This is a genomic window from Streptomyces sp. SP18BB07 (assembly GCF_036322545.1).
GTDB lineage: Bacteria > Actinomycetota > Actinomycetes > Streptomycetales > Streptomycetaceae > Streptomyces > Streptomyces deccanensis.
The window spans coordinates 57,545-82,007 of the sequence record NZ_JAQYWT010000319.1; the positions used below are offsets into that span (position 1 = coordinate 57,545).

The 24,463-nt window shown below is 72.2% G+C and carries 20 protein-coding genes and 2 pseudogenes; 11 read left to right on the plus strand and 11 right to left on the minus strand.

All coding sequences use genetic code 11. The features are described 5' to 3' along the window. Positions 1–37: 37 nt before the first annotated feature. The 4 genes and pseudogenes from PUR53_RS48255 to PUR53_RS22395 all read left to right on the plus strand — a co-directional run. A pseudogene (locus PUR53_RS48255) lies at positions 38–1,051 on the plus strand (CoA-binding protein); the annotation flags it as partial. 114 nt (positions 1,052–1,165) lie between these two features. Continuing rightward, positions 1,166–2,380 (plus strand): annotated as a pseudogene (locus PUR53_RS48260) (acetate--CoA ligase family protein); the annotation flags it as partial. An 88-nt stretch (positions 2,381–2,468) separates the two neighbouring features. Beyond that, the gene (locus tag PUR53_RS22390) at positions 2,469–3,299 is read left to right on the plus strand and encodes an enoyl-CoA hydratase/isomerase family protein (RefSeq protein WP_329899871.1); all 831 of its coding nucleotides are present in this window, start codon (positions 2,469–2,471) and stop codon (positions 3,297–3,299) included. 66 nt (positions 3,300–3,365) lie between these two features. Then, entirely contained in the window at positions 3,366–4,076 is a 711-nt protein-coding gene (locus PUR53_RS22395; protein WP_329909442.1) for a flavin reductase family protein, read from the plus strand. On the opposite strand, the gene PUR53_RS22400 is transcribed toward PUR53_RS22395, so the two are convergent. Beyond that, complete coding sequence (locus PUR53_RS22400) at positions 4,073–4,630, minus strand: hypothetical protein (protein ID WP_329899872.1); 558 nt, start codon at positions 4,628–4,630, stop codon at positions 4,073–4,075. The genes PUR53_RS22395 and PUR53_RS22400 overlap by 4 nt on opposite strands. A gap of 74 nt (positions 4,631–4,704) precedes the next feature. Next, positions 4,705–6,042, minus strand: coding sequence for an MFS transporter (locus PUR53_RS22405; protein ID WP_329909443.1), 1,338 nt, complete (start codon positions 6,040–6,042; stop codon positions 4,705–4,707). Positions 6,043–6,113: 71 nt separating this feature from the next. Between PUR53_RS22405 and PUR53_RS22410 the strand changes: the two genes are divergently transcribed. After that, entirely contained in the window at positions 6,114–7,280 is a 1,167-nt protein-coding gene (locus PUR53_RS22410) for a GlxA family transcriptional regulator (protein WP_329909444.1), read from the plus strand. On the opposite strand, the gene PUR53_RS22415 is transcribed toward PUR53_RS22410, so the two are convergent. The 3 genes from PUR53_RS22415 to PUR53_RS22425 form a co-directional block, all read right to left on the minus strand. After that, positions 7,202–8,251 carry a Zn-dependent alcohol dehydrogenase gene (locus tag PUR53_RS22415; protein ID WP_329899875.1) on the minus strand — a complete coding sequence of 350 codons (1,050 nt, stop codon included), beginning with the start codon at positions 8,249–8,251 and terminating at the stop codon, positions 7,202–7,204. The two genes, PUR53_RS22410 and PUR53_RS22415, sit on opposite strands and share 79 nt — an antisense overlap. Positions 8,252–8,271: 20 nt before the next feature. Further along, positions 8,272–9,426, minus strand: a complete 1,155-nt coding sequence (locus tag PUR53_RS22420; protein ID WP_329899876.1) for an acyl-CoA dehydrogenase family protein — start codon at positions 9,424–9,426, stop codon at positions 8,272–8,274. Between the two features lie 256 nt (positions 9,427–9,682). After that, entirely contained in the window at positions 9,683–10,594 is a 912-nt protein-coding gene (locus tag PUR53_RS22425) for an SDR family NAD(P)-dependent oxidoreductase (protein WP_329899877.1), read from the minus strand. A gap of 106 nt (positions 10,595–10,700) precedes the next feature. Between PUR53_RS22425 and PUR53_RS22430 the strand changes: the two genes are divergently transcribed. Continuing rightward, on the plus strand, positions 10,701–11,642 hold the full coding sequence (locus tag PUR53_RS22430; RefSeq protein WP_329899878.1) for a cyclase family protein: 942 nt from the start codon (positions 10,701–10,703) through the stop codon (positions 11,640–11,642). A gap of 469 nt (positions 11,643–12,111) precedes the next feature. Here the strand turns inward: PUR53_RS22430 and PUR53_RS22435 are convergent, their stop codons facing one another. The 4 genes from PUR53_RS22435 to PUR53_RS22450 all read right to left on the minus strand — a co-directional run bounded on the left by PUR53_RS22435 (position 12,112) and on the right by PUR53_RS22450 (position 16,584). Beyond that, positions 12,112–12,657: an ATP-binding protein gene (locus tag PUR53_RS22435; protein ID WP_443078242.1), complete on the minus strand. Its 546-nt coding sequence runs from the start codon at positions 12,655–12,657 to the stop codon at positions 12,112–12,114. A 529-nt stretch (positions 12,658–13,186) separates the two neighbouring features. Beyond that, positions 13,187–14,074: an acyl-CoA dehydrogenase family protein gene (locus PUR53_RS22440; RefSeq protein ID WP_329909445.1), complete on the minus strand. Its 888-nt coding sequence runs from the start codon at positions 14,072–14,074 to the stop codon at positions 13,187–13,189. A gap of 140 nt (positions 14,075–14,214) precedes the next feature. Further along, positions 14,215–15,366 (minus strand): acyl-CoA dehydrogenase family protein, encoded by a 1,152-nt coding sequence (locus PUR53_RS22445; protein WP_329909446.1) that lies wholly within the window; start codon positions 15,364–15,366, stop codon positions 14,215–14,217. Between the two features lie 12 nt (positions 15,367–15,378). Then, entirely contained in the window at positions 15,379–16,584 is a 1,206-nt protein-coding gene (locus tag PUR53_RS22450; RefSeq protein ID WP_329899882.1) for an amidohydrolase family protein, read from the minus strand. 150 nt (positions 16,585–16,734) lie between these two features. On the opposite strand from PUR53_RS22450, the gene PUR53_RS22455 reads away from it, so the two are divergent. Beyond that, positions 16,735–18,234, plus strand: a complete 1,500-nt coding sequence (locus PUR53_RS22455) for a class I adenylate-forming enzyme family protein (RefSeq protein WP_329909447.1) — start codon at positions 16,735–16,737, stop codon at positions 18,232–18,234. Between the two features lie 297 nt (positions 18,235–18,531). Here PUR53_RS22455 and PUR53_RS22460 read toward each other — a convergent pair whose 3' ends face one another. Next, a complete protein-coding gene (locus PUR53_RS22460; RefSeq protein WP_033525878.1) occupies positions 18,532–19,044 on the minus strand; it encodes an EF-hand domain-containing protein in 513 nt (170 codons plus the stop codon). Positions 19,045–19,236: 192 nt separating this feature from the next. Continuing rightward, on the minus strand, positions 19,237–19,653 hold the full coding sequence (locus PUR53_RS22465) for an STAS domain-containing protein (RefSeq protein WP_329900095.1): 417 nt from the start codon (positions 19,651–19,653) through the stop codon (positions 19,237–19,239). Between the two features lie 506 nt (positions 19,654–20,159). On the opposite strand from PUR53_RS22465, the gene PUR53_RS22470 reads away from it, so the two are divergent. The 4 genes from PUR53_RS22470 to PUR53_RS22485 all read left to right on the plus strand — a co-directional run bounded on the left by PUR53_RS22470 (position 20,160) and on the right by PUR53_RS22485 (position 24,433). Then, on the plus strand, positions 20,160–20,741 hold the full coding sequence (locus PUR53_RS22470; RefSeq protein WP_329899884.1) for a sigma-70 family RNA polymerase sigma factor: 582 nt from the start codon (positions 20,160–20,162) through the stop codon (positions 20,739–20,741). 404 nt (positions 20,742–21,145) lie between these two features. Next, positions 21,146–22,705, plus strand: a complete 1,560-nt coding sequence (locus PUR53_RS22475) for a zf-HC2 domain-containing protein (protein WP_329909448.1) — start codon at positions 21,146–21,148, stop codon at positions 22,703–22,705. Between the two features lie 472 nt (positions 22,706–23,177). Then, entirely contained in the window at positions 23,178–23,561 is a 384-nt protein-coding gene (locus PUR53_RS22480) for a VOC family protein (protein ID WP_329909450.1), read from the plus strand. Beyond that, positions 23,558–24,433 carry a sigma-70 family RNA polymerase sigma factor gene (locus PUR53_RS22485; RefSeq protein ID WP_329909452.1) on the plus strand — a complete coding sequence of 292 codons (876 nt, stop codon included), beginning with the start codon at positions 23,558–23,560 and terminating at the stop codon, positions 24,431–24,433. Before PUR53_RS22480 ends, PUR53_RS22485 begins: the two co-directional genes overlap by 4 nt. Positions 24,434–24,463: the final 30 nt, after the last annotated feature.

Genomic DNA, 24,463 nt, shown 5'->3' on the forward strand with positions numbered 1-24,463 from the left:
TCACTGAATTGGCTGTCACACAGGAGCGGGCGGACCGATGCTTGGATCAACCCACGGCACCCTCACCACCGACTCCCGCCGGGCCCGGGCCATCGCGTGCGGCGAGCACCCCGCACAGGCCGTGCACGGCAGGCCCGCAGGCGCCGGCGACCTGGACGTCAGCGGGCGCCCGCTGTACGCCGCGGTCCCCGATCTGGACCGTTTCTTCCGCCCGGAGTCCGTGGCGGTCGTCGGCGCCTCGGACACGGAGGGCCGGCCGAACACCGGTATCACCCGGCAGTTGCTCGCCTGGTCCGAACGGGTCGGCGCCCGGCTCCACCCCGTGCACCCCACCCGCGAGTCGGTCTTCGGCATCCCCTGCGCCCCTTCCGTCGCCGCCCTGCCCGAACAGGTCGATCTCGCCGTACTGCTCCTCTCCGACCCCCTTCCCGTGATCGGTGAACTGGCCGAGGCCAAGGTGAAGTTCGCCGTCGCCTTCGCCTCCGGTTTCGCCGAGACCGGCGCCGAGGGTGCCGCCGCCCAGGAGCGGCTGGCCGCCGCCGTGGCCCGGGCCGACGGTCTGCGGCTGCTCGGCCCCAACACCAACCTCAACGCCTTCGAGCGGTTCAGGGAGGACCTCGACGGGCCGGCCATCGCGCTGATCACCCAGTCCGGCCACCAGGGCCGCCCCCTCTTCTCCCTCCAGGAACTCGGTATCCGCCTCTCCCACTGGGCCCCCACCGGCAACGAGGCCGACCTGGAGACCGCCGACTTCATCTCCTACTTCGCCGAACGCCCCGAGGTGGGCGCCATCGCCGCCTACGTCGAGGGCCTCAAGGACGGCCGCGCCTTCCTCCTCGCCGCCGACCGGGCCGCCCGGCGCGGTGTCCCCGTCGTCGCCGTCAAGGTCGGCCGCACCGAGACCGGCGCCCGCACGGCCGCCTCCCACACCGGCAAACTCACCGGCGCGGACGCGGTGGTCGACGCGGCGATGCGGCAGTACGGAGTGATCCGCGTCGACGGACTCGACGAACTCCAGGACACGGCCACCCTGTTGGCCAGGGCCAGGCGACACCGGGTCCCGGACTCATCGGCCTCGGCGCCCTCGGCCCCGGCGTCCTCGGCCCCGGGGTCAGCGATGTCGAGCCCGGCCGCGTCGAGCCCGGCCGTATCGAGGCCGGCACTGCCGAGGCCCGAAGGTGTCGTCGTCTATTCGATCTCGGGCGGCACGGGCGCGCACTTCGCCGACCTTGCCACCGAGGCGGGGCTGCCCCTGCCCACGCTCTCCGAGGCCAAGCAGGCCGAGCTGCACCAGTGGATCCCCGACTATCTGAGCGTGGCCAACCCCGTCGACAACGGCGGCCACCCCGTGGGCGACTGGCGCGGCCCCCGCATCCTCGACGCGATCCTCGACGACCCTGCCGTGGGGGTGCTGATCTGCCCCATCACCGGCCCCTTCCCTCCCATGAGCGACAAGCTCGCCCAGGACCTGGTGGCCGCGGCGGAACGGACGGACAAGCTGGTGTGCGTGGTCTGGGGGTCGCCGGTGGGCACGGAGGCCGCGTACCGCGAGACACTGCTCGGGTCGTCCAGGGTGGCGACCTTCCGCACCTTCGCCAACTGCATCACGGCCGTGCGCGCCCACCTCGACCACACCCGCTTCACCGCCGCCTACCGCTCCCCCTTCGACGAGGCCCCCCGCTCCCCCTCGCCGTCCTTCCGCAAGGCGCAGGCACTGATGCGGCCGGGGCAGCAGCTGAGCGAGCACGCGGCCAAGCAGTTGCTGCGCGCGTACGGCATCCGGGTGCCGCGCGAGCAGCTGGTGACCAGCGCGGCGGCGGCCGTGCGCGCGGCGAGTCTCGTCGGCTACCCGGTGGTGATGAAGGCGTCCGGCGCGAGCATCGCCCACAAGACGGAGCTCGGCCTGGTCAAGATCGGGCTGACCTCCGCGAGCCAGATCCGCGACGCCTATCGCGAACTCACCGACATCGCCCGCTACGAGGACGTCTCCCTCGACGGGGTGCTGGTGTGCCAGATGGTCGAGCGGGGTGTGGAGATGGTCGTGGGCGTGACCCATGACGACCTCTTCGGCCCCACGGTCACGGTGGGCCTCGGCGGTGTCCTCGTGGAGGTGCTCCGCGACTCCGCCGTACGCGTGCCGCCCTTCGGTGAGGACCAGGCCCACGCCATGCTCGCCGAACTGCGCGGGCGGGCCCTGCTGGGCGGGGTGCGCGGGGCTCCCCCGGCCGATGTGGACGCCCTCGTGGAGGTCGTGCTCCGTGTGCAGCGCATGGCGCTCGAACTCGGGGACCAGATAGCGGAGCTGGACATCAACCCGCTGATGGTGCTGCCGAGGGGGCAGGGGGCGGTGGCCCTGGACGCGCTGGCGGCGTGCCGCTGAGCGCCGACGCGCGCGGAAGGCGCCCCACACCCCCAGGAGCGCCGTCACCAAAGGCACCGTCACCCCCCGTAAGAATCGGAGCACCCACATGTCCGCTTCCCCCTCTGAACATCCCGAAAAATCCCGTGACTCATTGATACTGCACGCCACTGACAACGCCGTCTCGTGGATCACCCTCAACCGCCCCGAGGCGATGAACGCCATCGCCCCCGACCAGCGAGAACGCCTCATCCACCTCCTTTCCGAGGCCTCCGCCGACCCCACCGTGCGCGCGGTGGTGATCACGGCCACGGGACGCGGCTTCTGCGCGGGCGCGGACCTGCGGGGCACGGGGGACGGCGGCGGGGCCACGCGGGTGGCGGGTGACGTGGCGCGCGTGATCCGCCTCGGCGCCCAGCGCCTCGTCGCGGCCGTACTGGACTGCGAGAAGCCGGTGATCGCGGCGGTGAACGGCACGGCCGCCGGCCTCGGCGCCCACCTCGCCCTCGCCTGCGACCTCGTCCTGGCGGCCGAAGAGGCCCGCTTCATCGAGGTGTTCGTACGGCGCGGCCTCGTCCCCGACGGGGGCGGGGCGTACCTCCTCCCCCGCCTCGTCGGCCCCCAGCGGGCGAAGGAGCTGATGTTCTTCGGCGACGCCCTGTCCGCTGCCGACGCGTATCGCCTCGGCCTCGTCAACCGTGTCGTCCCCGCCCAGGACCTGGAGAAGACGGCCCGCGAGTGGGCCGAGCGCCTCGCCGCCGGCCCGACCCGCGCCATCGCCCTGACCAAACACCTGGTCAACGCCTCCCTCGACACCGACCGCGCCACCGCCTTCGCCGCCGAGGCCGCCGCGCAGGAGATCAACATGACGACCGCCGACGCCCAGGAGGGCGTGACGAGCTTCGTCGAGCGGCGGAATCCTCGCTACGAGGGCCGCTGACGACCGAGGAGAGGCTCCGTACGCCCCTTCAATTCTGACGGGCCGTCAGCTCTAATGACTCACGTGATGGGACACGCGGGAATGGCGGCCGCCGCCGTCCGCTATCTGAGAGCGGCCCCGGCGGACAGGGGCCGTGGGACGACGAACGCGCCACCGGTCGTCGACGCCCTGCCCCGCCCCGAGCTGCGCTGCGTCGGCGAGCACGAGCGGGCGCCGGTCGACCAGGCCGAGTTCCGGCGCGTCCTGGGCAACTTCGCGACGGGCGTCACGGTGATCACGGCCCCGGGAGTCCAACGAGCCGCGGAAGCCCTGCCGGAATCGGGCACCCCGGCGGAACCGGTAGCCCCGGCCGAATCGGGAATCCCGGCGGTCCCACCCCCGGCGGCCGGCTTCGCCTGCCAGTCCTTCTCCGCGCTCTCCCTCGACCCGCCCCTCGTGGTCTTCATGGTCGGCCGTACGTCGACGACCTGGCCCCGGATCGCCCGCGCGGGTGTGTTCTGCGTGAACGTACTCGGCGCGGAGCAGGGCGAGTTGTGCCGGCGGTTCGCGGTGAGCGGTGCGGACAAGTTCGCCGGAGTGGCCCACACCCCGGCCCCCGCGACGGGCTCCCCGCGCCTCACCGGGGCCCCCGCGTGGATCGACTGCACGATCCACGCCGTCCATCCCGGCGGCGACCACCTGATCGTGGTGGGCCGCGTGGAGGCACTGGGCACCGACACCGAAGCGACACCACTGCTGTTCCACCGGGGCCGCTTCGGCGCCTTCACGCTCGACTAGACCGCCGCCATCGCCGCGCCCCCTAGCAGCAGACACAGTGTGGCCAGGGTGCCCCAGAGGATGATCGCCGCGCAGGGCTGGACGGGACGACCCATGTCGGCGCGTACCAGGGTGTGGTGGGTGATCAGGGCCGGAGGCAACGCCGCCGCGTAGAACGCGAGGCCGGGGAGCAGCCAGGACGGTACGGCCAGGGCGGGAAGCACCCAGAGGGTGCAGGCGGGCGGGATCCACCACCACGCGACACGCCCGGTGACCTGCCGCGCCGTCCAGTGGGCGAGCGCCACGGCCGGGAGCACGTACGCCACGGTCATGAGGGCGGCTGCGAAGAGGATGAGGAGGAGCAGCAGCGGAGAGAGCAGGAGCACCCCGAAAGACGGCGCGGATGCCCGCCCCGAGTCGATCCCGACCAGCAGGAGGCCCGCGCACGACAGCCCGCCTTCCACGCCCAGTACCGCCATCGAGACAGCGGACGGCGCCGCGCCCGCGCGAGTCCCGGTCTCGCCCCCGTCCTCGTCCGGCACCCCGGCTGTCGCCGCCATGGACATCACCAGCATCCCTCCCACCTACAGGGAGGGTGCCACGACCGCATCGGTTGTGCCGCACGGGCTCCCGACGCGTCCCTGGCCCCTCAGGCCCCCACCCCCACCCTCCCCACCGGCCGTCGCCGTATCACCAGCGCCATCAACGCCGCCGCCGCGCACAGCGCGCCCGAGGCGTACCAGACGACGTCGTAGCGGCCGAAGGTGTCCCGGGCCAGGCCGGCGAGGAAGGCGACGAGGGCGGCGCCGACCTGGTGGGAGGCGAGGACCCAGCCGAAGACGATGGCGCTCTCCTCGCCGTAGTGCTCGCGGCACAGCGCCATGGTCGGCGGGACGGTCGCGACCCAGTCGAGGCCGTAGAAGACGATGAAGAAGATCATCGGAAGATGGACGGCCGGCGCCAACAGCATCGGGAGGAAGAGCAGCGAGACGCCCCGGAACGCGTAGTACACCGCCAGCAGCCGCCGTGAGTCGAAGCGGTCCGTGAACCAGCCCGAGGCGATCGTGCCGAGGACGTCGAAGACCCCGATGACCGCGAGCAGCGAGGCCGCCGCCGTGATCGGCATGCCGTGGTCGTGGGCGGCGGGAACGAAGTGGGTCTGGACGAGGCCGTTGGTCGAGGCGCCGCAGATCGCGAACGTACCGGCCAGCAGCCAGAACGGCCCCGTCCGCATCGCCGAGAACAGCACCCTCACCGCCCGCCGCGCCGCCCCCTGAACCGGCGCCGGCTTCGGCACGAACTCCCGCGCCCCGTACGGCTTCAGCCCCACGTCCGCCGGGTGGTCGCGCAGCAGTAGCCAGACGAAGGGCACGACGGCCAGCGCGGCGAGCGCCACGGTGACGGAGGCGGGCCGCCAGCCGCGCTCGGAGACGATCCACGACAGCAGCGGCAGGAAGATCAGCTGGCCGGACGCCGAGGCCGCGGTCAGGATGCCCGAGACCAGACCACGTCGTCCGGTGAACCAGCGGTCGGTGACGGTCGCCGCGAACGCCAGCGCCATCGAACCGGAACCCAGCCCCACCAGCAGGCCCCAGCACAGCATCAACTGCCAGGCCGAGGTCATCCACACCGTCGCACCGGCCCCGGCCGCGATCACCGTCAGCGCCACGGCGACGACCCGGCGGATGCCGAAGCGGTCCATCAGCGCGGCGGCGAAGGGGGCCGTCAGACCGTACAGCGCGAGATTGATCGAGACCGCCGACGCGATCGTGCCGCGCGACCAGTCGAACTCCTGGTGCAGCGGATCGATCAACAGCCCCGGCAGCGAACGGAAGGCCGCCGCCCCGATGATCGTCACGAAGGTGACGGCAGCGACGAACCAGGCACGGTGGATACGGCCCCGGCCCCGGCCGCCACGGCCGACAGGGGCACCGTCGGCGGCAGCAGTGGAGCGGGAATCGGCCACGTCGTCGGCTGTCTGCGTCATGCCGTCAAGCTTCCGACCTGCGGTCATTCCGGACGAGTGGCCGAAAGGACAGCATTCGTTAGGATCGGGCCATGCCTCCCGCCCCACCGACCGAGCCCACCCCCGAGCCCACCCCCGGGCCCACCCCCGGGCTGAACCACGGGCCCAACCACGCAAACGGTGGTGCCGAACCGCCCGCCACCCGGCACCGCGTCGTCGTGCTCGCCCTCGACGGCCTGCTCCCCTTCGAACTCGGCATTCCGCAGCGCCTCTTCGGCAAGGCGCGGGACGCGGCGGGACGACCGCTGTACGACATCGTCACCTGCTCGATCCGGCCGCCCGGCCCCGTGGAGACGGACGCCGACTTCGAGATCCTCGTCCCGAACGGCCCGGAGGCCCTCGCCACCGCCGACACGGTCGTCGTCCCCGCCTCGTACGAACTCGGCCCGGTCTACGAGGAGGGCGTCCTCACCCCCGAACTGGCCGCCGCCCTCGCCCACATCCGCCCCGGCACCCGGCTGGTCTCCATCTGCAACGGCGGCTACGTCCTGGCGGCGGCCGGCTTCCTCGACGGCCGCCCGGCGACCACGCACTGGTCCCTCGCCGAGCACTTCCAGCGGCTCTTCCCGAAGGTCCGGGTCGACGCGAACGTCCTCTTCGTCGACGACGGCGACGTCCTCACCTCGGCGGGCGTCGCGGCCGGCATCGACCTGTGCCTGCATCTCGTACGACGCGACCACGGCACCGGCGTCGCCAACGACGTGGCCCGGCGCACGGTCGTGCCGCCGCACCGGGACGGCGGGCAGGCCCAGTACATCCAGCGGCCGCTGCCCGAGCCGCAGGCCGCGACCACGAGCACCGCCCGCGCGTGGGCGCTGGGGCGGCTCCACGAACCGATCCAGCTCCGGGACATGGCCGCGCGGGAGTCCATGTCCGTCCGCACGTTCACCCGCCGCTTCCGTGACGAGGTCGGCGTCAGCCCGGGTCAGTGGCTCACCCAGCAACGCGTCGAACGCGCCCGCCACCTCCTGGAATCCACCGACCTCACCATCGACCAGGTCGCCCAGGACGCGGGCTTCGGCACGGCCCAGTCCATGCGGCAGCACCTTCAGGGGGCGCTGGGGGTGACCCCGACGGCGTACCGCCGAACGTTCCGCTCCACCGGAACCCCCGGACCTACTCAGAACGTGAGCACCGCCCGTGCCACGCGCCCCTCCCCCGCGTCCTCCGCCGCCTTCGCGAAGTCCTCCACGGGATAGGTGGCCGTGACCAGCTCGTCCAGGAGCAGTCGGCCCTCCCGGTACAGGTCGGCGTAGAGGGCGATGTCCCGCTGCGGCCGGGAGGAGCCGTAGCGGCAGCCCAGGATCGACTTGTCCAGGTACAGGGAGGAGACGAGGAAGGAAGCCTCGGCGGTCGCGGCCGGCACTCCGAGCAGCACCGCCTGCCCGTGCCGGTCCAGCAGGTCGACCGCCTGGCGGATGAGCTCGACGCGACCGACGCACTCGAACGCGTGGTCGGCGCCGGTGGGGAGGATGTCCCGCACCCCCTCCACCGACGTCAGGAAGTGCGTGGCCCCGAACCGCCGCGCCACCGCCTCCTTCTCCGGATTGGCGTCCACGGCGACGATCCGGGTCGCCCCCGCGATCCGCGCGCCCTGCACCACGTTGAGCCCGATCCCCCCGGCCCCGATGACGACGACACCGTCCCCCCGGTCGACGCGGGCCCGGTTGAGCACCGCACCCACCCCGGTCAGCACCCCGCACCCGATCAGCGCGGCGGAGGTCAGCGGGATGTCCTCCGGTATCCGTACCGCCTGCACGGCCTTGACCACCGTCTCCTCCGCGAAGGCGGAGTTCGCGGCGAACTGGAACACCTCCCTCCCGCCCCGCGAGAACGGTCGCGTGGGCCGTCCGATCGCCCGGCGGCACATGGTCGGTCGCCCCCGGTCGCAGTCGGCGCAGGCCCCGCAGTTGGCGAGGGTGGACAGGGCGACATGGTCCCCGGGCCGGACGTGCCGGACCCCCGCCCCGACCTCCGCGACGACCCCCGCTCCCTCATGCCCGAGCACCACGGGAACGGGGAACGGAATGGTCCCGTCCACCACCGACAGATCGCTGTGGCAGAGCCCGGCGGCCGCGATCGCCACCCGTACCTCACCGGGCCCCGGCTCCCGCACGGCCAGATCGTCGACGACCTCGGCCCGCTTCCCGTCGAACACCACTCCGCGCATGGCCTCCACCCCTCAGCGTCTCAGCCTCTCGGCTCCCTCGGCAGACCGAGCACCCGCTCGGCGATGATCGTGCGCTGCACCTCGTCGGAACCGCCGTAGATGGTGTCGGCCCGGCTGAACAGGAACAGATGCTGGAACGGGTCCAGTTCGTACGGCTCCGCCGCCGACCACTCCCGCGGTCCGACGGCCGCCCGCGCGCCCCGCACCTCCATCGCCAGCTCCCCGAGCCGCCGATGCCACCGACCCCACAGCAGCTTGGCCACACTCGGCGCGCCCGGCTCCGCGCCGCCCTCCGCCCCGCCGAGCGTCCGCAGGGCGTTCCACCGCATCGTCCTCAACTCGGCCCACTGCCGTACGAGTCGGTCGCGTACGACGGCGTCGTCCACTGCCCCGCTGTCGACGGCGGCCCGTACGACGTCCTTCAACTCCTCCTCGAACCCGATCTGTTGGGCGAGAGTCGACACCCCGCGTTCGAAGCCGAGCAGCCCCATGGCCACCCGCCAGCCGTTTCCGTCGCCTCCGACGACGTGCTCCGCGCGGGCGTGCGCCCCGTCGAAGAAGACCTCGTTGAACTCGCTCGTCCCGGTCAGCTGCCGGATGGGCCGTACCTCGATCCGTCCCGGCTGGTTCATCGGCACGAGCAGTAACGACAGCCCGTGGTGACGCTCGGAGCCCGCCTCGGTACGGGCCAGCACGAAGCACCAGTCGGCCTCGTGGGCGAGCGAGGTCCAGATCTTCTGCCCGGTGATCCGGTACGAGCCGTCCTCGGCGCGCTCCGTCCTGGTCCGCACCCCGGCGAGGTCCGACCCGGCGCCGGGCTCGCTGTACCCCTGGCACCAGAGTTCGTCGCCGCGCGCGATCGGCGGCAGGAACCGCCGCTTCTGCTCCTCGCTCCCGAACGCGATCAGCGTCGGCGCGAGCAGCTTCTCTCCGATGTGGCCGGACCTGGGGGGTACGTCGGCCCGGGCGTACTCCTCGGCCCACACCACCTGTTGGACGAGGGTGGCCGTCCGGTTCCCGTACCCGCCCTCGCCCCAGCCGAGCCCGATCCACCCGGCGGCACCGAGCGTCCGCTCCCACGCACGCCGGTCCACTCCCACGCCGGCGTGCGCCCCCAACCACTCCCGCACCTCCGCCCGGAAGGCCTCGTCCTCATCACCGAACCCGAAGTCCATGCCGCCTCCAAGATGACCGCCGCGGGTGATGTCGGTGCGTTGTCGGGTGCGGGCCCGGTGGGGCTTCTCGCGCAGTTCCCCGCGCCCCTGAAAGACCAGGCCCCCGCCGGCTTGAAAGGCGACGGTCGTGCGGACTGAAAAGCACGGGGCGCAGCCCCTGCTTTTCAGGGGCGCGGGGAACTGCGCGAGAAGCCCCACGCACCCGCACCCGCACCCGCACCCGCACCCGCCAACGAACCCGGCACCCCCCACCCCCTCACGCGTTCGGCCGCCGCCCCGCCGCCGCAGCCGCAGCCATCCCCTCCACCCGCTCCAACATCGGCATCGGATCCACCCCCACCACCCCCGGCAGCACCTCCGCGATCCTCTCCGGCGTCCACCCCCCGTCGGCGTACGCGGCCCGCACCTCCCGCGGCTGCGCCCACACCGCGATCTTCGGCCCGGCGACGGTGTACACCTGCCCGGTGATCCCCGCCTCCCGAGCCCGCTCGGACAGCAGGTACACCACGAACGCGGCCACCTCCTCCGGCTCACCGATCTCGGTCAGCTCCATCGGCACCCCCGCCGACATCCGCGTACGCGCCACCGGCGCCACCGCGTTCGCGGTCACCCCGTACCGGTGCAGGCCGAGCGCCGCGCTCCGCACCAGCGAGATGATCCCGCCCTTGGCCGCGCTGTAGTTGGCCTGCGAGACGGACCCCTGGTGGTTGCCGCTGGTGAACCCGATCAACGTCCCGGCCCGCTGCTTGCGCATGACGGCGGACGCGGCCCGGAACACCGTGAACGTGCCCTTGAGGTGGGTGGCGATCACCGGATCCCACTCCTCCTCGGCCATGTTGAACAGCATCCGCTCCCGCAGGATCCCGGCGACGCACACGACCCCGTCGATCCGTCCGTACGTCTCGACCGCCGTGTCCACGACGCGCTGCCCGCCGGCCATCGTGGAGATGTCGTCGGCGACGGCGACCGCCTCGCCGCCGGCCGCCTCGATCTCCTTGACGACGGCCTCGGCGACGGAGCTGGTGGGCGCGGAGCCGTCGACGGAGACGCCGTAGTCGTTGACGACGACCCGCGCGCCCTCGGCGGCGGCGCCGAGGGCGACCGCCCGGCCGATCCCCCGCCCCGCTCCGGTGACGGCGACGACCTTGCCTGCCAAGAAGTTTCCCACCCCGGCCCCTTCCCCTCATCGCAGTATCTGACGGACCGTTAGATTTGCTCGCACGGCGATTCTACGACCCGTCAGACGCACCCACACAAGCCCCGGGGAGGGCCCGATGTCATCGCCCACGGAGTTCGCCGCGTTCACCGACATCGCCAAGCGCGTGAACAACTGGGGCCGTTGGGGGCCGGACGACGAGATCGGCACCCTCAACCTGATCACCGACGAGGTCGTCCGGGAGGCCGCCGCCTCGGTCCGCTCGGGGCGCCGCGTGCCGCTGGCACTGCCGCTGCAACAGGACGGTGTGCAGACGGGGATGATGCCGGGCCGGGTGAACCCGCTGCACGCGATGGTGCAGATCAACCAGGAGATCTTCGGTCCGGGCACGGTCGCGTGCAGCGACGACGCGGTGACCATGGGGCTGCAGGCGGCGACCCACTGGGACGCGCTCACCCATGTCTCGCACTCGGGCCGGATCTACAACGGCCGCCCCGCGGACACGATCACCCCGCACGGCGGCGCGGCCTTCGCCGGCATCGACAAGGCACGGCACATCGTCTCGCGCGGTGTCCTGCTGGACGTTCCCCGCGCGCTGGGGCTCGACGACGACCGGCTGCCCGGCGGCTACGCCGTCACCCCCGAAGACCTGGACGCGGCCGAGGAGTTGGCGGGCACCCGGGTCCGCGCGGGCGACATCGTCCTGGTCCGCACCGGACAGATCCGCACCTACCTCGCCGGGGACAAGCACGGGTACGCGTTCCCGTCGCCGGGGCTGTCGCTCCGTACGCCCGAGTGGTTCCACGCGCGCGATGTCGCGGCCGTCGCCAATGACACCCTGACGTTCGAGATCTTCCCGCCGGAGGTCGAGGACCTGTGGCTGCCGGTGCACGCGCTCGACCTGGTCGAGATGGGCATGCCGCAGGGCCAGAACTGGAATCTGGAAGAGTTGTCCACAGCCTGTGGACAAGCAGAGCGGTACGACTTCCTGCTGTCGGCGATGCCCGAGCCGTTCGTCGGAGCGACGGGCACACCGGTGGCGCCGATCGCCATCCTGTAGGACCGCCACCGCCACACGGGACCGGCCGCCATCACGTCGCCGGACTCCGGAGTCGGCTGGCGGCGCGCCGCTGCCCGCCCCGAGCACGGCACCGCGCGCCGCCATCCGGCTTCGGCGTACCCGCCCCTGCCCCTGGGCCCTGCGGGGAGCCGACGCCGAATCACGACCCACACTCGTCGAGGGTCTCCGTCACCGAGACCCTCGGCGTCCCCTCGCGGCGAATCGCTGACACAAGCGTGATCAAACGGACACGAGACGTCAACACCCGTTCGGGGACGAGGCGGGCGAAACCGGCACCGGGACGGTGAGTACGGAAGCAAGTCCGGCGCACAACGCGGCCGCTACGGGGCAACCGCCCAACCCTGTGCGCTCGCGCGCGGCGTGTGCGACGCGAAGACGGGCAGCTGAGTGCGCCTCATGGCTCGGGGACAGAGGTCTCGTCGGCTGCCACGGGTCAGGAACTCTCGGCCTAGACCGCCTCGTACGCCACGCTCTCCCGCGCCACCGCCGCGACCCCGGTCACCGCGCTGCAGGCGGGGTACACCGCCGGCGCGACCACACCGCCGACCACACCCGGCGCACCCCCCGCCGCCCCGGAGGCGCCGGCCGACCCCGAAGCACCGGGCACCGCCCGGTCCAGCTCGCACCAGATCCGTTTGCCGACGCCCTCGTGGCTCCAGCCCCAGCGGTCCGCGAGCACGTCGACGAGGGCGAGACCGCGCCCGCCCGTCTCGTCGCCGTCGGCGCACCGCGGGGCGGGCGCACACGCGCTGCCGTCGACGACCTCCAGGCGGACCTTGCGGATGCCCCCGTCACGGAGTCCGGACAACAGCAGCCGCAGCACCGCCGGACGGCCGGTGTGCACGACCGCGTTGGTGACCAGCTCGGAGACGAGGAGGATCAGCGTCTCGGCGAGCGGCTCGTCGTCCCCTATCCCGGACCCGGAGAGCCGTGCACGGGCCCATCTCCGTGCACGACCCACCTCTGCGGGGTCGGGCCGGATCTCCAGCTGCACTTGAAGCACCTGCACCGCTCACACCATCCGAACCGGCGGACACATCGCCGCACGCCCCCGAGGGGCCACGATCGTGGTCATCTGCTGCCTGGCCGACGCCACCGCCAGCGACACCATCGGCACCGGGATCACGGAACGTGATCCCCTTACAGGACAGCATGGTTGACGTACAGTCACCCCAACAAGCGCTTCGGGCATATTCCAGCGCGAAGGAGTACGCATACGGCATACTGTGCGACGCTCATCACGGGGAGTCGAACAGACCGGGGCGTCGAGACTCCGGCCCACTTCACGAGTGCCGGGCACCGCCCATTCCGGGGCCGCCACAGGGGCAACACCGGCTCGGCTCGACCTCGGAACCACTCGCATCCACCAGAAGGTACCGGAGCGGAACTCCGACTCCAGGCCGTGACAAGTCACACCTAGGACACAACACGGTATCAACGCTCGGTAATTCCGGTATGCCACGTTCCGCGACATTCCAGCGAGCCCCCGCCACACATTTCCCTTACGACCCTGGTCAGCGCGCTCAACTCGCTTCGACCAGCAGTTCCCCCGCCAACAACTCCTCACTCTCCGTGATCGATCCGCCACGTTCCGCCCGCACCCACGCCCGCTTCAGACACAGGTGTACGTCGGCCTCCCAGGTGAACCCCGAACCGCCGTGGACCTGAAGGGAGTCGCGGGCCCCGCGCACCGCCGCCTCGTCGGCCAGCAGCCGGGCCGCCGCGATGTCCACCGGGTCGACGGTCACGGCAGCCGCGTACACGGCCACCCGCGCGACCTCCACCCGCACCAGCAGTTCGGCGCAGAGGTGCTTGACCGCCTGGAACGCGCCGACCGGCCGCCCGAACTGCTCCCGGGTCCGGGCGTGTTGCACGGCCGCCTCACAGGCCCGGACCGCCGTGCCCAACTGCTCGGCGGCGGTGAGCAGTACGAACAGATCATCGAGACGAGCAACTGGGTCCACCTCCGGCACCCGGTGCAACGGCGTCAACGGGTCCACCGACCGCAACGCCACGGCCCCTTCCACGGACCCCACCACCACGTCCGCCTCATCCAGCCACTCCACCAACCCCCCGCCCCCGACGGCCGTCACGACCGCCTCCCCGGTCGCCGCCCCCGGCACCCGCCCGGCGGCGAGATGCGTGGCCACCAGCGGCCCGGGCAACAGCGCCCGCCCCGCCTCCTCGAACACCACCACCGCCTCCGGCACCCCGAGCCCGACCCCGCCCCGCGCCTCGGGCAGACACAACGAGAAGAACCCCGCCGCACCCAACTCCCGCCACAGCCCCCGGTCCAGCACGCCGCCCCCGCTGACGGCGGCCCGCAGCCGCTCCGCCCCGAAGCACCGCCCCAACACCTCCCGCACCCCGGCCCGCAAAGCGACCTGATCCTCACTGAGCCGAAACCGCACAATCCACCAGCCCCTCATAACCCCCGAGCACAACACCCCGGGCCCCAAAGGGGCGCGGGGAACGGCGCGAGAAGCCCCACCTCACCCGCACCCGCCACACCACAGTCACCCCCACCCCACTAGGCGCCCTCGTTCACCCCTCACCCCTTCGGCAGCCCCAGAATCCGCTCCCCCACGATGTTCCGCTGAATCTCGGACGTCCCGGCCGCGATCGTGTACGACAACGAACTGAGCCGATCCAGCACCCACCCCCGCCCCAGATCAAGCGCGTCCGGCCCCAAAACCTCCGCCGCCAGCTCGAACAACTCCTGCCGCGCCCGCGAATACCGCAGCTTGAACACCGACCCCCCCACCCCCGGCACCCCGCCGGAGGCACCCGGCACCCCGCCGGAGGCCTCCCCCTCACTGACGTTCCACTGCGTGAGCCGCCACAGCGCCCGGAACTCCGCGTTCGACCGCCCGAGCCGCCGCCGCACACCGGAGTCGTCCCAGGCCCCGTTCGCCCGCGCCTCCCGCGCCACCTCGGCCAACACGCGACGACAGGCGACCACTTCACCCACGAACGCCGTCCCCCGCTCGAACGACAGCGTCACCATGGTCACCCGCCACCCGTCGTTCTCCGCGCCCACCCGGTTGGCGACCGGCACCCGCACGTCGTCCAGGAACACCTCGGCGAACTCCGTGGAACCGGCGAGCGTGCGCAGCGGCCGTACGGTCACGCCGGGCGCGTCCATCGGCATCGCCAGCCAGGAGATGCCCCGGTGCTTGGGCGCCTCCCCGTCCGTGCGCACGAGCAGCTCGCACCAGTCGGCGACCTCCGCGTGCGAGGTCCAGAGCTTGGAGCCGCTGACCACGTACGCGTCGCCGTCCCGTCGCGCCCGCGTCCGCAGCGAGGCGAGGTCCGACCCGGCGTCCGGTTCGCTGAACCCCTGGCACCACACCTCCTCGCCCCGCAGGATCGGCGGCAGCCAGCGCGCCCGCTGTTCGGCGGTGCCCTCGGCGGCGATCGTGGGCCCCGCGTGGAGCAGGCCCACGAAGTTGGCGCCCACATAGGGGGCGCCCGCCCGCTCGGTCTCCTCCAGGAAGATCAGCCGGGTGGTCGGGGAGGCGTCCCAGTGGACGTCGGCGTATCCGGCGTCGTACAGCGTGCGCTGCCAGCCGAGGTCGTAGGCGCGCCGCCCCGGCCAGTCGTCGGGCGACGGCTTCGGCGGCAGCGAGGGGAGCGTCTTCGCGAGCCACTCCCGCAGCCGCGCCCGGAACGCCTCCTCCTCCGGGCTGTACGCGAGATCCATCGCCCCGGGCCCCTACCGGCCGAGGTGGCGGTCGAAGTCCAGGTCGAGCATGCGGATGGCGTTGCCGCGCATCAGCTTGTAGACCGTCTCGTCGTCGAGGCCCTTCACATGGTCGAGGGCGACCTCCTTGGTGTGCGGGAAGGTCGAGTCGACATGCGGGTAGTCGGTCTCGAAGGTCGCGTTGTCCCGGCCGACGACGTCCAGCGAGGCGACCCCGTGCTTGTCGCGGAAGAAGCAGCAGAACATCTGCCGGTAGTAGTACGTCGACGGCGGCTCGGGGATCAGGTCGCGCACCCCGCCCCAGGCGCGGTGCTCCTCCCAGACGTCGTCGGCGCGCTCCAGGGCGTACGGGATCCAGCCCATCTGCCCCTCGCTGTAGGCGAGTTTGAGGGTCGGGAACTTCACCAGGACCCCGCTGAAGAGGAAGTCCATCATCGAGGCCATCGCGTTGTTGAAGGAGAGGGAGGCCTGGACGGCGGGGGGTGCGTCGGGGGAGGCGGCCGGCATCTGGGAGCTGGAGCCGATGTGCATGTTGACGACCGTGCCGGTCTCCTGGCAGGCCGCGAAGAAGGGGTCCCAGTAGCCGGAGTGGATGGAGGGCAGGCCCAGATAGGTGGGGATCTCCGAGAAGGTGACCGCCCGGACGCCCCGGGCCGCGTTCCGCTCGATCTCCGCGACGGCCAGCTCGATGTCCCACAGGGGGATGAGGCAGAGCGGGATCAGCCGGCCGCCGCTGTCGCCGCACCACTCCTCGACCATCCAGTCGTTGTAGGCGCGGACGCAGGCCAGGGCCACTTCCTTGTCGTGCGCCTCGGCGAAGGTCTGCCCGCAGAAGCGCGGGAAGGTCGGGAAGCAGAGCGAGCCCTCGACGTGGTTGAGGTCCATGTCCGCCAGCCGCGCCTTCGGGTCCCAGCAGCCGCGCCGCATCTCCTCGCGGGTGATCCCCTCCAGCGTCATCTCGTCCCGGTCGAATCCGACGGCCGCGATGTTCCGCTTGTACGGGAACTTGAGGTCCTCGTAGATCCACCAGTCGGTCGGCGGTCCGTCCGGGTCCATCGTGATCTGGTACTTGCCCCCGACGTACGCGAGCTCGCCGATCCCGGCGGTGAGGGGCTTCGGGCCCCGGTCGCGGTACTTCTCCGGCAGCCAGGTCTCGAAGAGGTGCGCGGGCTCGATCACATGGTCGTCGACGCTGATGATGCGGGGCAGTTCGGTCATGGGTCCCCTCCACCGAGCCATTTCTGACGGACCGTCAGCTAGGTCCTCTCCAGCAGGCTAGTGGCGCACCCCTGGACCGACAAGCCGCCCGGCCCTACGCTCTGCCCACGATCTGACACATCGTCAGCTGAATCGGCAGGGGGCTCCGCCGTGACCGACACCGCCCACGCGCTCAGCGACTCCCGCACCCTCTGGGAACTCCTCGACCGCCGCGCCGGCCTCACCCCCGACCGGCCCGCCCTCCTCCAGGACGACCGCACCCTGAGCTTCGGCGAACTGCGGTCCCGCGCCGAGCGCGTGGCGGCCGGGCTGTACGCCAGGGGCGTACGCCCCGGCACGGTCGTCGCCTGGCAGCTGCCCACCCGCATCGAGACGGTCCTGCTCTCCTTCGCCCTGGCCCGCCTCGGCGCCGTCCAGTCCCCGGTCATCCCCTTCTACCGCGACCGCGAGGTCGGCTTCGCGCTCCGGGAGTCGAGGGCCGAGTTCTTCGCCGTACCCGGCGAGTGGCGGGGCTTCGACCACACGGAGATGGCCCGGCGCCTGGACGCGCGGGGGACCCTCGAGGCGTACGACCGCCTCCCGGAGGGCGACCCCACGACTCTCCCCGCCCCACCCGCCGACGGCACCTCCGCCCGCTGGATCTACTGGACCTCGGGCACCACCTCCGACCCCAAGGGCGTCCTGCACACGGACCGTTCACTGATCGCGGGCGGCTCCTGCCTCGCCCACGCGCTCCGGCTCACCTCGGACGACGTGGGCTCGATCGCCTTCCCGTACGCGCACATAGGCGGCCCCGACTACATGGTGATGCTCCTGCTCTACGGCTTCCCGGCCGTGCTGTTCGAGCACTTCGCGCTGCCGGCCGCGCTGGAGGCGTACCGCAAGCACGGGGTGACGGTGGCGGGCGGGTCGACGGCGTTCTACTCGATGTTCCTGACCGAGCAGCGCAAGCAGCCGGGCGAGCCGGTCGTCCCGTCCCTGCGGCTGCTCGCGGGCGGCGGGGCCCCGAAGCCGCCCGAGCTCTACCACGCGGTCGTACGGGAGATGGGGGTGCAGCTCACCCACGGGTACGGCATGACCGAGGTGCCGATGATCACGATGGGGGCGCCCGACGACTCGGCGGAGAACCTGGCGACGACGGAGGGGCGGCCGCCGGAGGGGATGGAGATCCGGATCGCGGAGGACGGGGAGGTGCGGTTGCGCGGGGAGGCCGTCTGTCAGGGGTACCTGGATCCGGCGCAGTCGGCGGCGGCCTTCGACGCGGACGGGTTCTTCGTCACGGGCGATCTCGGGCACCTCACCGACAGCGGCCATCTGGTGCTGACCGGCCGCCTCAAGGACGTCATCATCCGCAAGGGCGAGAACATCTCGGCCAAGGAGATCGAGGACCTGCTGCACCGCCATCCGGCCGTCCAGGACGTGGCGGTGATCGGGCTGCCGGACCCGGAGCGCGGGGAGCGGGTGTGCGCGGTCGTCGAACAGCCGCCGGAGGCCGGGGCGCTGACGCTGCCGGACATCACCGACTGGCTGCGCGCGGAAGGGCTGTCCGTCCACAAGCTGCCGGAGCGGCTGGAGGTGGTGGACGCCCTTCCACGCAACGAGACCCTGCGAAAGGTGCTCAAGTACAAACTCCGCGAACGCTATGCATGACCGCCGCGACTGCCGACCGGCCACCACGTGACCGCGCACGAGCGGCTGAGGCCCGCGCACGAGCGGCTGCACTGCGGCCCGTGCGTGAGCGACGGCTGACCGCGCGCGAGCGAATCCGACCGATCGCCGGCGACTGCCGACCGCTCTCGGACCCCACCATGACCGCTGACGACTCCGCCATGAACGCTGACAAGCCCGCCGATGACCGCTGACGAGCGGCCCGTCGACGGGCTGTTGAGGTTCCCGCGACGGCTGTTGCGATGCCCGCGACGGCTGTCGTGATGCCCGGCCGTGGGACTACTCGGGCACGGTGAAGTAGCGTGCGAACGCGTTGACGACCTCCACCTCGTCCACCTTGCCGTCGGCGTCGGTGTCGAGGGTGGCGGCTGCCGCGGCGGCGGTCTCGGCGGAGGCGCCGAGGGCCTTGAGGACCCGCGCGGTCTCCTCGACCGTGGCCTTCCCGTCCCCGTCGGCGTCCGCGACGGCGAGCGCCGCGTGCAGGAAGGGGCGGGCGATCTCGGCGAAACGGTCGGGGTTGTCGCGCAGCCGCTTGACCGCGCCGTTCACGAACTCGTCCCGGGTGATGCGCTGGTCGCCGTCCCGGTCCGCTATTCCGGCCATTCCCTGCCAGAAGGCCTCGGCGCCCCCGTACAGGGCCTGGCCCTTGTCCGAACGGGCGGTGGTGCCGAACTCGTTGAGAACCGCCTTGCTCGCCGCGCTGAAGTCCTCGCGGTCGATCCAGCCGTTGCCGTCCTGGTCGAAGGTGGCGAACCGGGCGGCGATCCTGCGCTCGTACTCGCTGCTGACCATGTCTCTTCGGGCCCGCCTTACGTCAAGTGGGGTACTTCTCGGACGGAGCGTACGACGTCAGAGGCCCGGACGGAGCCGGAAAGCGGCGCTTGTACCAAGACTGCGGGAATTCCGGGACAACTGTGTGGCCGCCGGGACACCACCAGGTGGGACAGCTCACACGTACGTACTGCTCATGGGGAGGGTGCGGGGTCAGGCCGACAGGGGGTCGGCCTCGTCGTCAGCGTCCGGCGCGACCGCCGAGGGGACGTCCGGGTGGACGTCGAAGAGGCGGCGGACGCCGAGGGCGGCGAGGACACGGTTGACGTGCGCGCCCTCGGAGGGACCGCCGCCCGCGTGGCCGTCAGCGGGGAGGATCAGCCGGAGGCGCCCCTGGAAGGACCGCATCAGGCGGCGGGTGGCAACCAGCACGCCCACGCCGCTGGAGTCGCAGAAGACGACGGCGGAGAGGTCGAGGACGAGACTTCGGCGGCCGTCGGCCACCGCCTCGTGCACGCGCTGACGGAGCACGGGGGAGGTGACCAGGTCCATCTCCCCGGACACGTGCAGCACGGCCCAGTCCCCCTGTCCGCCCTGCTCGCCGTCGGTCACTTCGAACGCCACCGCGATGCCTCTCAGTCGCCGAACCGGAAGCCACTGCACCGCTTCCTGCTGCGCGGCTGCCCCGCCGTCGTTCCATGAAACACCCGTGGCCCGCCGAAAGCGCGGGGTAAGCGAGCCAATTCCGGGGCCTTTTCGGTGCGATTTCCATCGAGTACGGTCACATGTGATCGCACATTGATCATGAATGGCTTCGGTATCGATCCGATGCGGGCTCAGACGGGCGCCACTCGGTTGGATTCGCGCAGATCAGGTACCTCGTATGGTCGTACAGGCATACGAAAGGCGGGCGGACGCCCACGTGGGCGGTGTGGAAACGGCTTACCCAGGAGGCGCATACCACCTCCGGCCTTGCGAGGGGCGCGCATTGCCATAAAGGGGCGTGCGCGGTCAGCGGTGCCGACTACATTCGGGACGGCGGTGCGCAGAGGCTGGAAGCGGGCCGGAAACGGGCGGGCCGTTCGACCGGGCGGATATCAGGAACGGCGCAGGTGAGAGCAGGGTGAGGGGGCCGTATGGCGGCGATGGACGCACCGCCCCGCTGGGACCGCAAGATGCAGCAGCGGTTGGCGCGCGGCGAGGCGGCGGCGCTCGGTGAGCTGTACGACCGGTTCGCGTCCCTCGTGCACGGGCTGGCCCACCGCGTCCTCGGCGACGAGCGGGGCGCGGACGGCATCACCCGCGAGGTGTTCCTCCAGCTCTGGGAGAACCCCGAGGAGTACGACCCCAAGCAGGGGCCCCTGCGGTCCTGGGTGGCGGCGCTGACCCACCGTCTCGCGGTGCAGCGGCTGCGGGCCACCGAGACCGCGGCGCTCGCCCGGGGCGGCGAGGGCACGGCGGAGGACCTGGAGCGCAAGGTCCAGCAGGCGTCGGTGGCGGCCCGCGCCGACTACATCGTGCAGGCCATGCCCGCGCCGCTGCGGGCCGCTCTGAACCTGGCCTATTTCCAGCGCCGTGACTACCGCCAGACCGCGACGGACCTGGGCGTCACCGAGGACGAGGCCCGACGCCGCCTCCGGCTCGGCCTCCAGCTCCTCTCCACCGCCCACGACACCCGCCCCTCCGGCACCCCACCCGAACCCGGGCCCCACACATGACCACCACGCCGAGCCCCGACGAGCCGGAGCACCGGCCCACCCCACCCCCGCCGAACCACGGAGGACCACTCGGAGGCGGCTGCGAGGACCGGCTCGGAACCGGTCCTGAGGACCGCCTCGGAGCGGTGCCCGAGGCCGGGGCCGAGGAGCGGACCGAAGACAGGACCGAAGACAGGACCGAAGACGGGCCCGGAACCGGGCACGAAGACGGACCTGCCGTGGGGCCTGAACACGGGCTCGGGGGCGACCTTGGTGGGCCGGGCGGGTCGGGTGACACGACCTGGCCGAGCGGGACGGAAGGGCCAGGCGGACCGAGTGGGCCGGCTGGGGCCAGCGGTGGCGGTGACGGGCCGGCGGGGCCGCCCCGGATACCGCTGCCGCGCACCTCCGTGGAGGACACCGGAATGCCGCTGCCTGATGCCCTGCCGAACCCCACCCCAGAAGCGCCCCCGCAGACCCCACCGGCCGCACTGGCCCCACCGACGCGGCCAGCACCTCCGGCGCACCCGGAGCCCTCCACGCCCTCGGAACCTCCGGCGCACCCGGATCCCTCCAAGCCCACGGGCCCCGAATCGACCGCCTCGCAGGCACCGCCGCCCCCTTCCGGCGCTCCGGCTGCCTCCACACCACCCGACCCCGCCACGCCGCCGGCCACCCCCGTGCCCCCGGTCCCGGCCCCAACCCCCGGCTCCTCCGCGCCATCCGGAACTACCGTGCCGCCTGCCTCTCCGGAACTGCCCGACTCCTCCGTACCGCCGGCCTCCTCTCCCCTGCCCGACCCCGCCACACCGCCCGGCCCCCGGCCTCCCCTCGTGCTGGAGCACCGGGTGTTGAAGGCGTTGCTCGGGGCCTGGGCCCTGGCCGTGTGTTCGGGAGAGGAGGCGTTGGCGGTGGAGGAGCATCTCGGGGTGTGCGGCGGGTGCGCGGACGAGGCTCGGCGGCTGCGGGAAGCCGTAGGGCTGCTGCACCCTCCGGAGAGCCTCGACCTCGACCCGGCCCTGCGCACCCAGGTCCTGGACGTCTGTCTCGGCCGCCGCCCACCCCGTATCCCCGTCCCCCGCTGGGCCGCCCCGTACGACGCGGAGACGGCCCGGCTGGACGCGTTGCTCCAGGACATCGGCGCCTCCGACTGGCACGCCCCCGTACGGCTGCGCTGGTTCGAGGGCGAGGGCCCGGTGAGCCGTCGTACGACCGTCGCCGGAGTCATCGCCCACCTCCTGGCCGTCGACGGCCTCGTGGCCACGGCGCTCGGCCTGGACGACCCGCTCGGCCAACTCCAACCCGGCCCGGACGAGCCTCCCGTCGGCGTCTCCCCGGCGGCCCGCACCGAGGCGTACTGGAAGGCGTCCCACTTCCCGCCCACCCGCGCCCTCCGCGCCCCCTGGCGGCAGCAGAGCCACGACATCGTCCGCACGACCTCGTTCACGAGCGGCGGCGGCCACGACGGCTCCGACGCCTCAGGCGGGCCGGCGGTCTCGTACGGCGGCTTCGAACTCCCCCTCCAGGACGCGATGCTCGATCGTGCGTTCGAGTGCTGGATTCACGCGGAGGACATCGCGGAGGCCGTGGACTACCCGTACGAGCCGCCCTCCGGCCGCCATCTGCACGCCATGATCGACCTGGCGGCCCGCATGCTGCCGGTGTCGCTGGCCGAACGCCGCCGGACCGGCCTCGCGTCCCCGCCCCCGTCCGGCCGCCACCTCGTACCGGCCGGTGCCCCCGGCCGCAGTCTCCGCCTGGAGATCGAGGGTTCCGGCGGCGGCGAGTGGCTGATCCCCCTGGACTCCCCCGCGGCCCTCGGTTCCGCCGATCACGAGGTGGCCCACGTGGCCCTGGACGGCGTCGAGTTCTGCCGTCTCGCCGCCGGGCACGTACCTCCGGAGGAGGCGGCCGCCGGGCAGGGCGGCGACCGCGAGGCCATCAGGGACGTACTGTTCGCGGCGGCGGCCCTGAGCCGCATGTAGGAGGAGCGGCAGCCGAAGCGGCGGACAACAGGCGGATGGACGGACTCGCCGCGGTCGCCCAGCGCACGCGACCCGCGGCCGGCCCCGCCCTCGCGCTGGCTCAGAGTTGCCACACCAGCACCGCGTGACCGTCACGGTCCGCCGCGCCGAAGAAGTCCGTCAGGTCCTCGTACACGTGCCGCGCCCATTCCAGGGCGGGGGCCTCGTCCGTCCCCGGCGGGCAGATCCGTGCCTCGACGGCGCCACCCCGTCACGCACGGGCAGCGCCAGCTCCAGCTGGGCCCGCCCGGTGGAGATTCCCGAGTCGCCGGGGTCGTCACCCCTCGAACTCTCCGACAGCGGCCAGGCTTTCGCTGTCCTGGGACAGACGCTTCTGCGGCCCGGCCTTGTTACCTTCTCCCGTCGGCACTCGTCATGAGAGCGACGACCGCATACGAACGGTCGTCGCATCAACGAGTGAATCGAGAGCAGGATGCTGAACAAGATCATGTACGTGACGATCTACGTCACCGATCAGGACCGTGCACTGGAGTTCTACACCGAGGGACTGGGCCTGGAAAAACGGCTCGACTTCCCGGGACCCGACGGACGGTTCCTCACCGTGGGTGTACCCGACAGCCCGGTGCAGATCATCCTGTGGTCGCATGCGGCGGCCGCGGGGCAGCCGGGGGAAGCGGGCGCGCCCGGTCCGCTGATCCTCGAATCCGACGATCTGCGAAAGGACGTGGAGATCATGCGTCGGCGCGGCGTCGTCTTCGAAGAGTCCGAGCCCGAGGACTATCCGTTCGGGGCCCGCATCGAGGCGGTGGACCCGGACGGCAACCGGGTCTCGCTCCGTCAGCAGCGGAAGCCGTGACCGCCCACCCGTCCGGCCTTGTGACCGAGGCGTTCGAAGCCCAGCGCGATCGGCTGCGCGCCGTCGCATACCGCGTGCTGGGCTCGCACGCCGACGCCGAGGACGTGGTCCAGGAAGCCTGGATGCGCCTCGTCCGCCAGGACGCGGCGACCATCGGCAACCTGGCGGGCTGGCTGACCACCGTGGTCGGCCGAATCAGCTTGGACCTCCTGAGATCCCGCCGAGCCCACCCCGAAATCGCCTACGAGCAGGAGTTCGCGAACCTCGTGGTGATACCCGCCGATGACCCCGCGCCGGACGAGCAGGCGGCGCTGGCCGATTCGGTCGGCCTCGCCCTGCTCGTCGTGCTCGACTCGCTCACCCCGAGCGAGCGCCTGGCGTTCGTCCTGCACGACATGTTCGCGGTCCCGTTCCACGAAATCGGCCGGATCCTGGACAAGTCCACCGCCGCCACCAAGATGGCCGCCAGCCGCGCCCGCCGCAAGGTCCACGCCACGGACCGACCGGCGGGCTCCGGCCGCGAGCACCGAGAGGTCGTCCGCGCATTCGGCGCCGCCGCCCGCAGTGGCGACTTCGAAGCACTGTTGCGTGTCCTCGACCCGAACGTGGAGCTGACCGTCGACACTTCCGACGGCGTGGTCGTCACCCTCGGCGCCACCAAGGTCGCCTCCGGGGCCCGCATGTTCTCCGGCGAGGTCGCCCGCCAACGGCCCGTGCTGGTCAACGGCAACCCCGGCCACATGTCCTGGCGCCCCGACGGAACCCCTCTCTCCCTCATCGCCTTCACCGTCACCGAAGGCCGGATCACCGGCATCCACATCGTCGTCGACCCGGCCAAACTGGCCTCGATCCATCTGCCCGCCGAGACCTGAGCCGGTGCCGGGCACCTCGTACACGGCAGG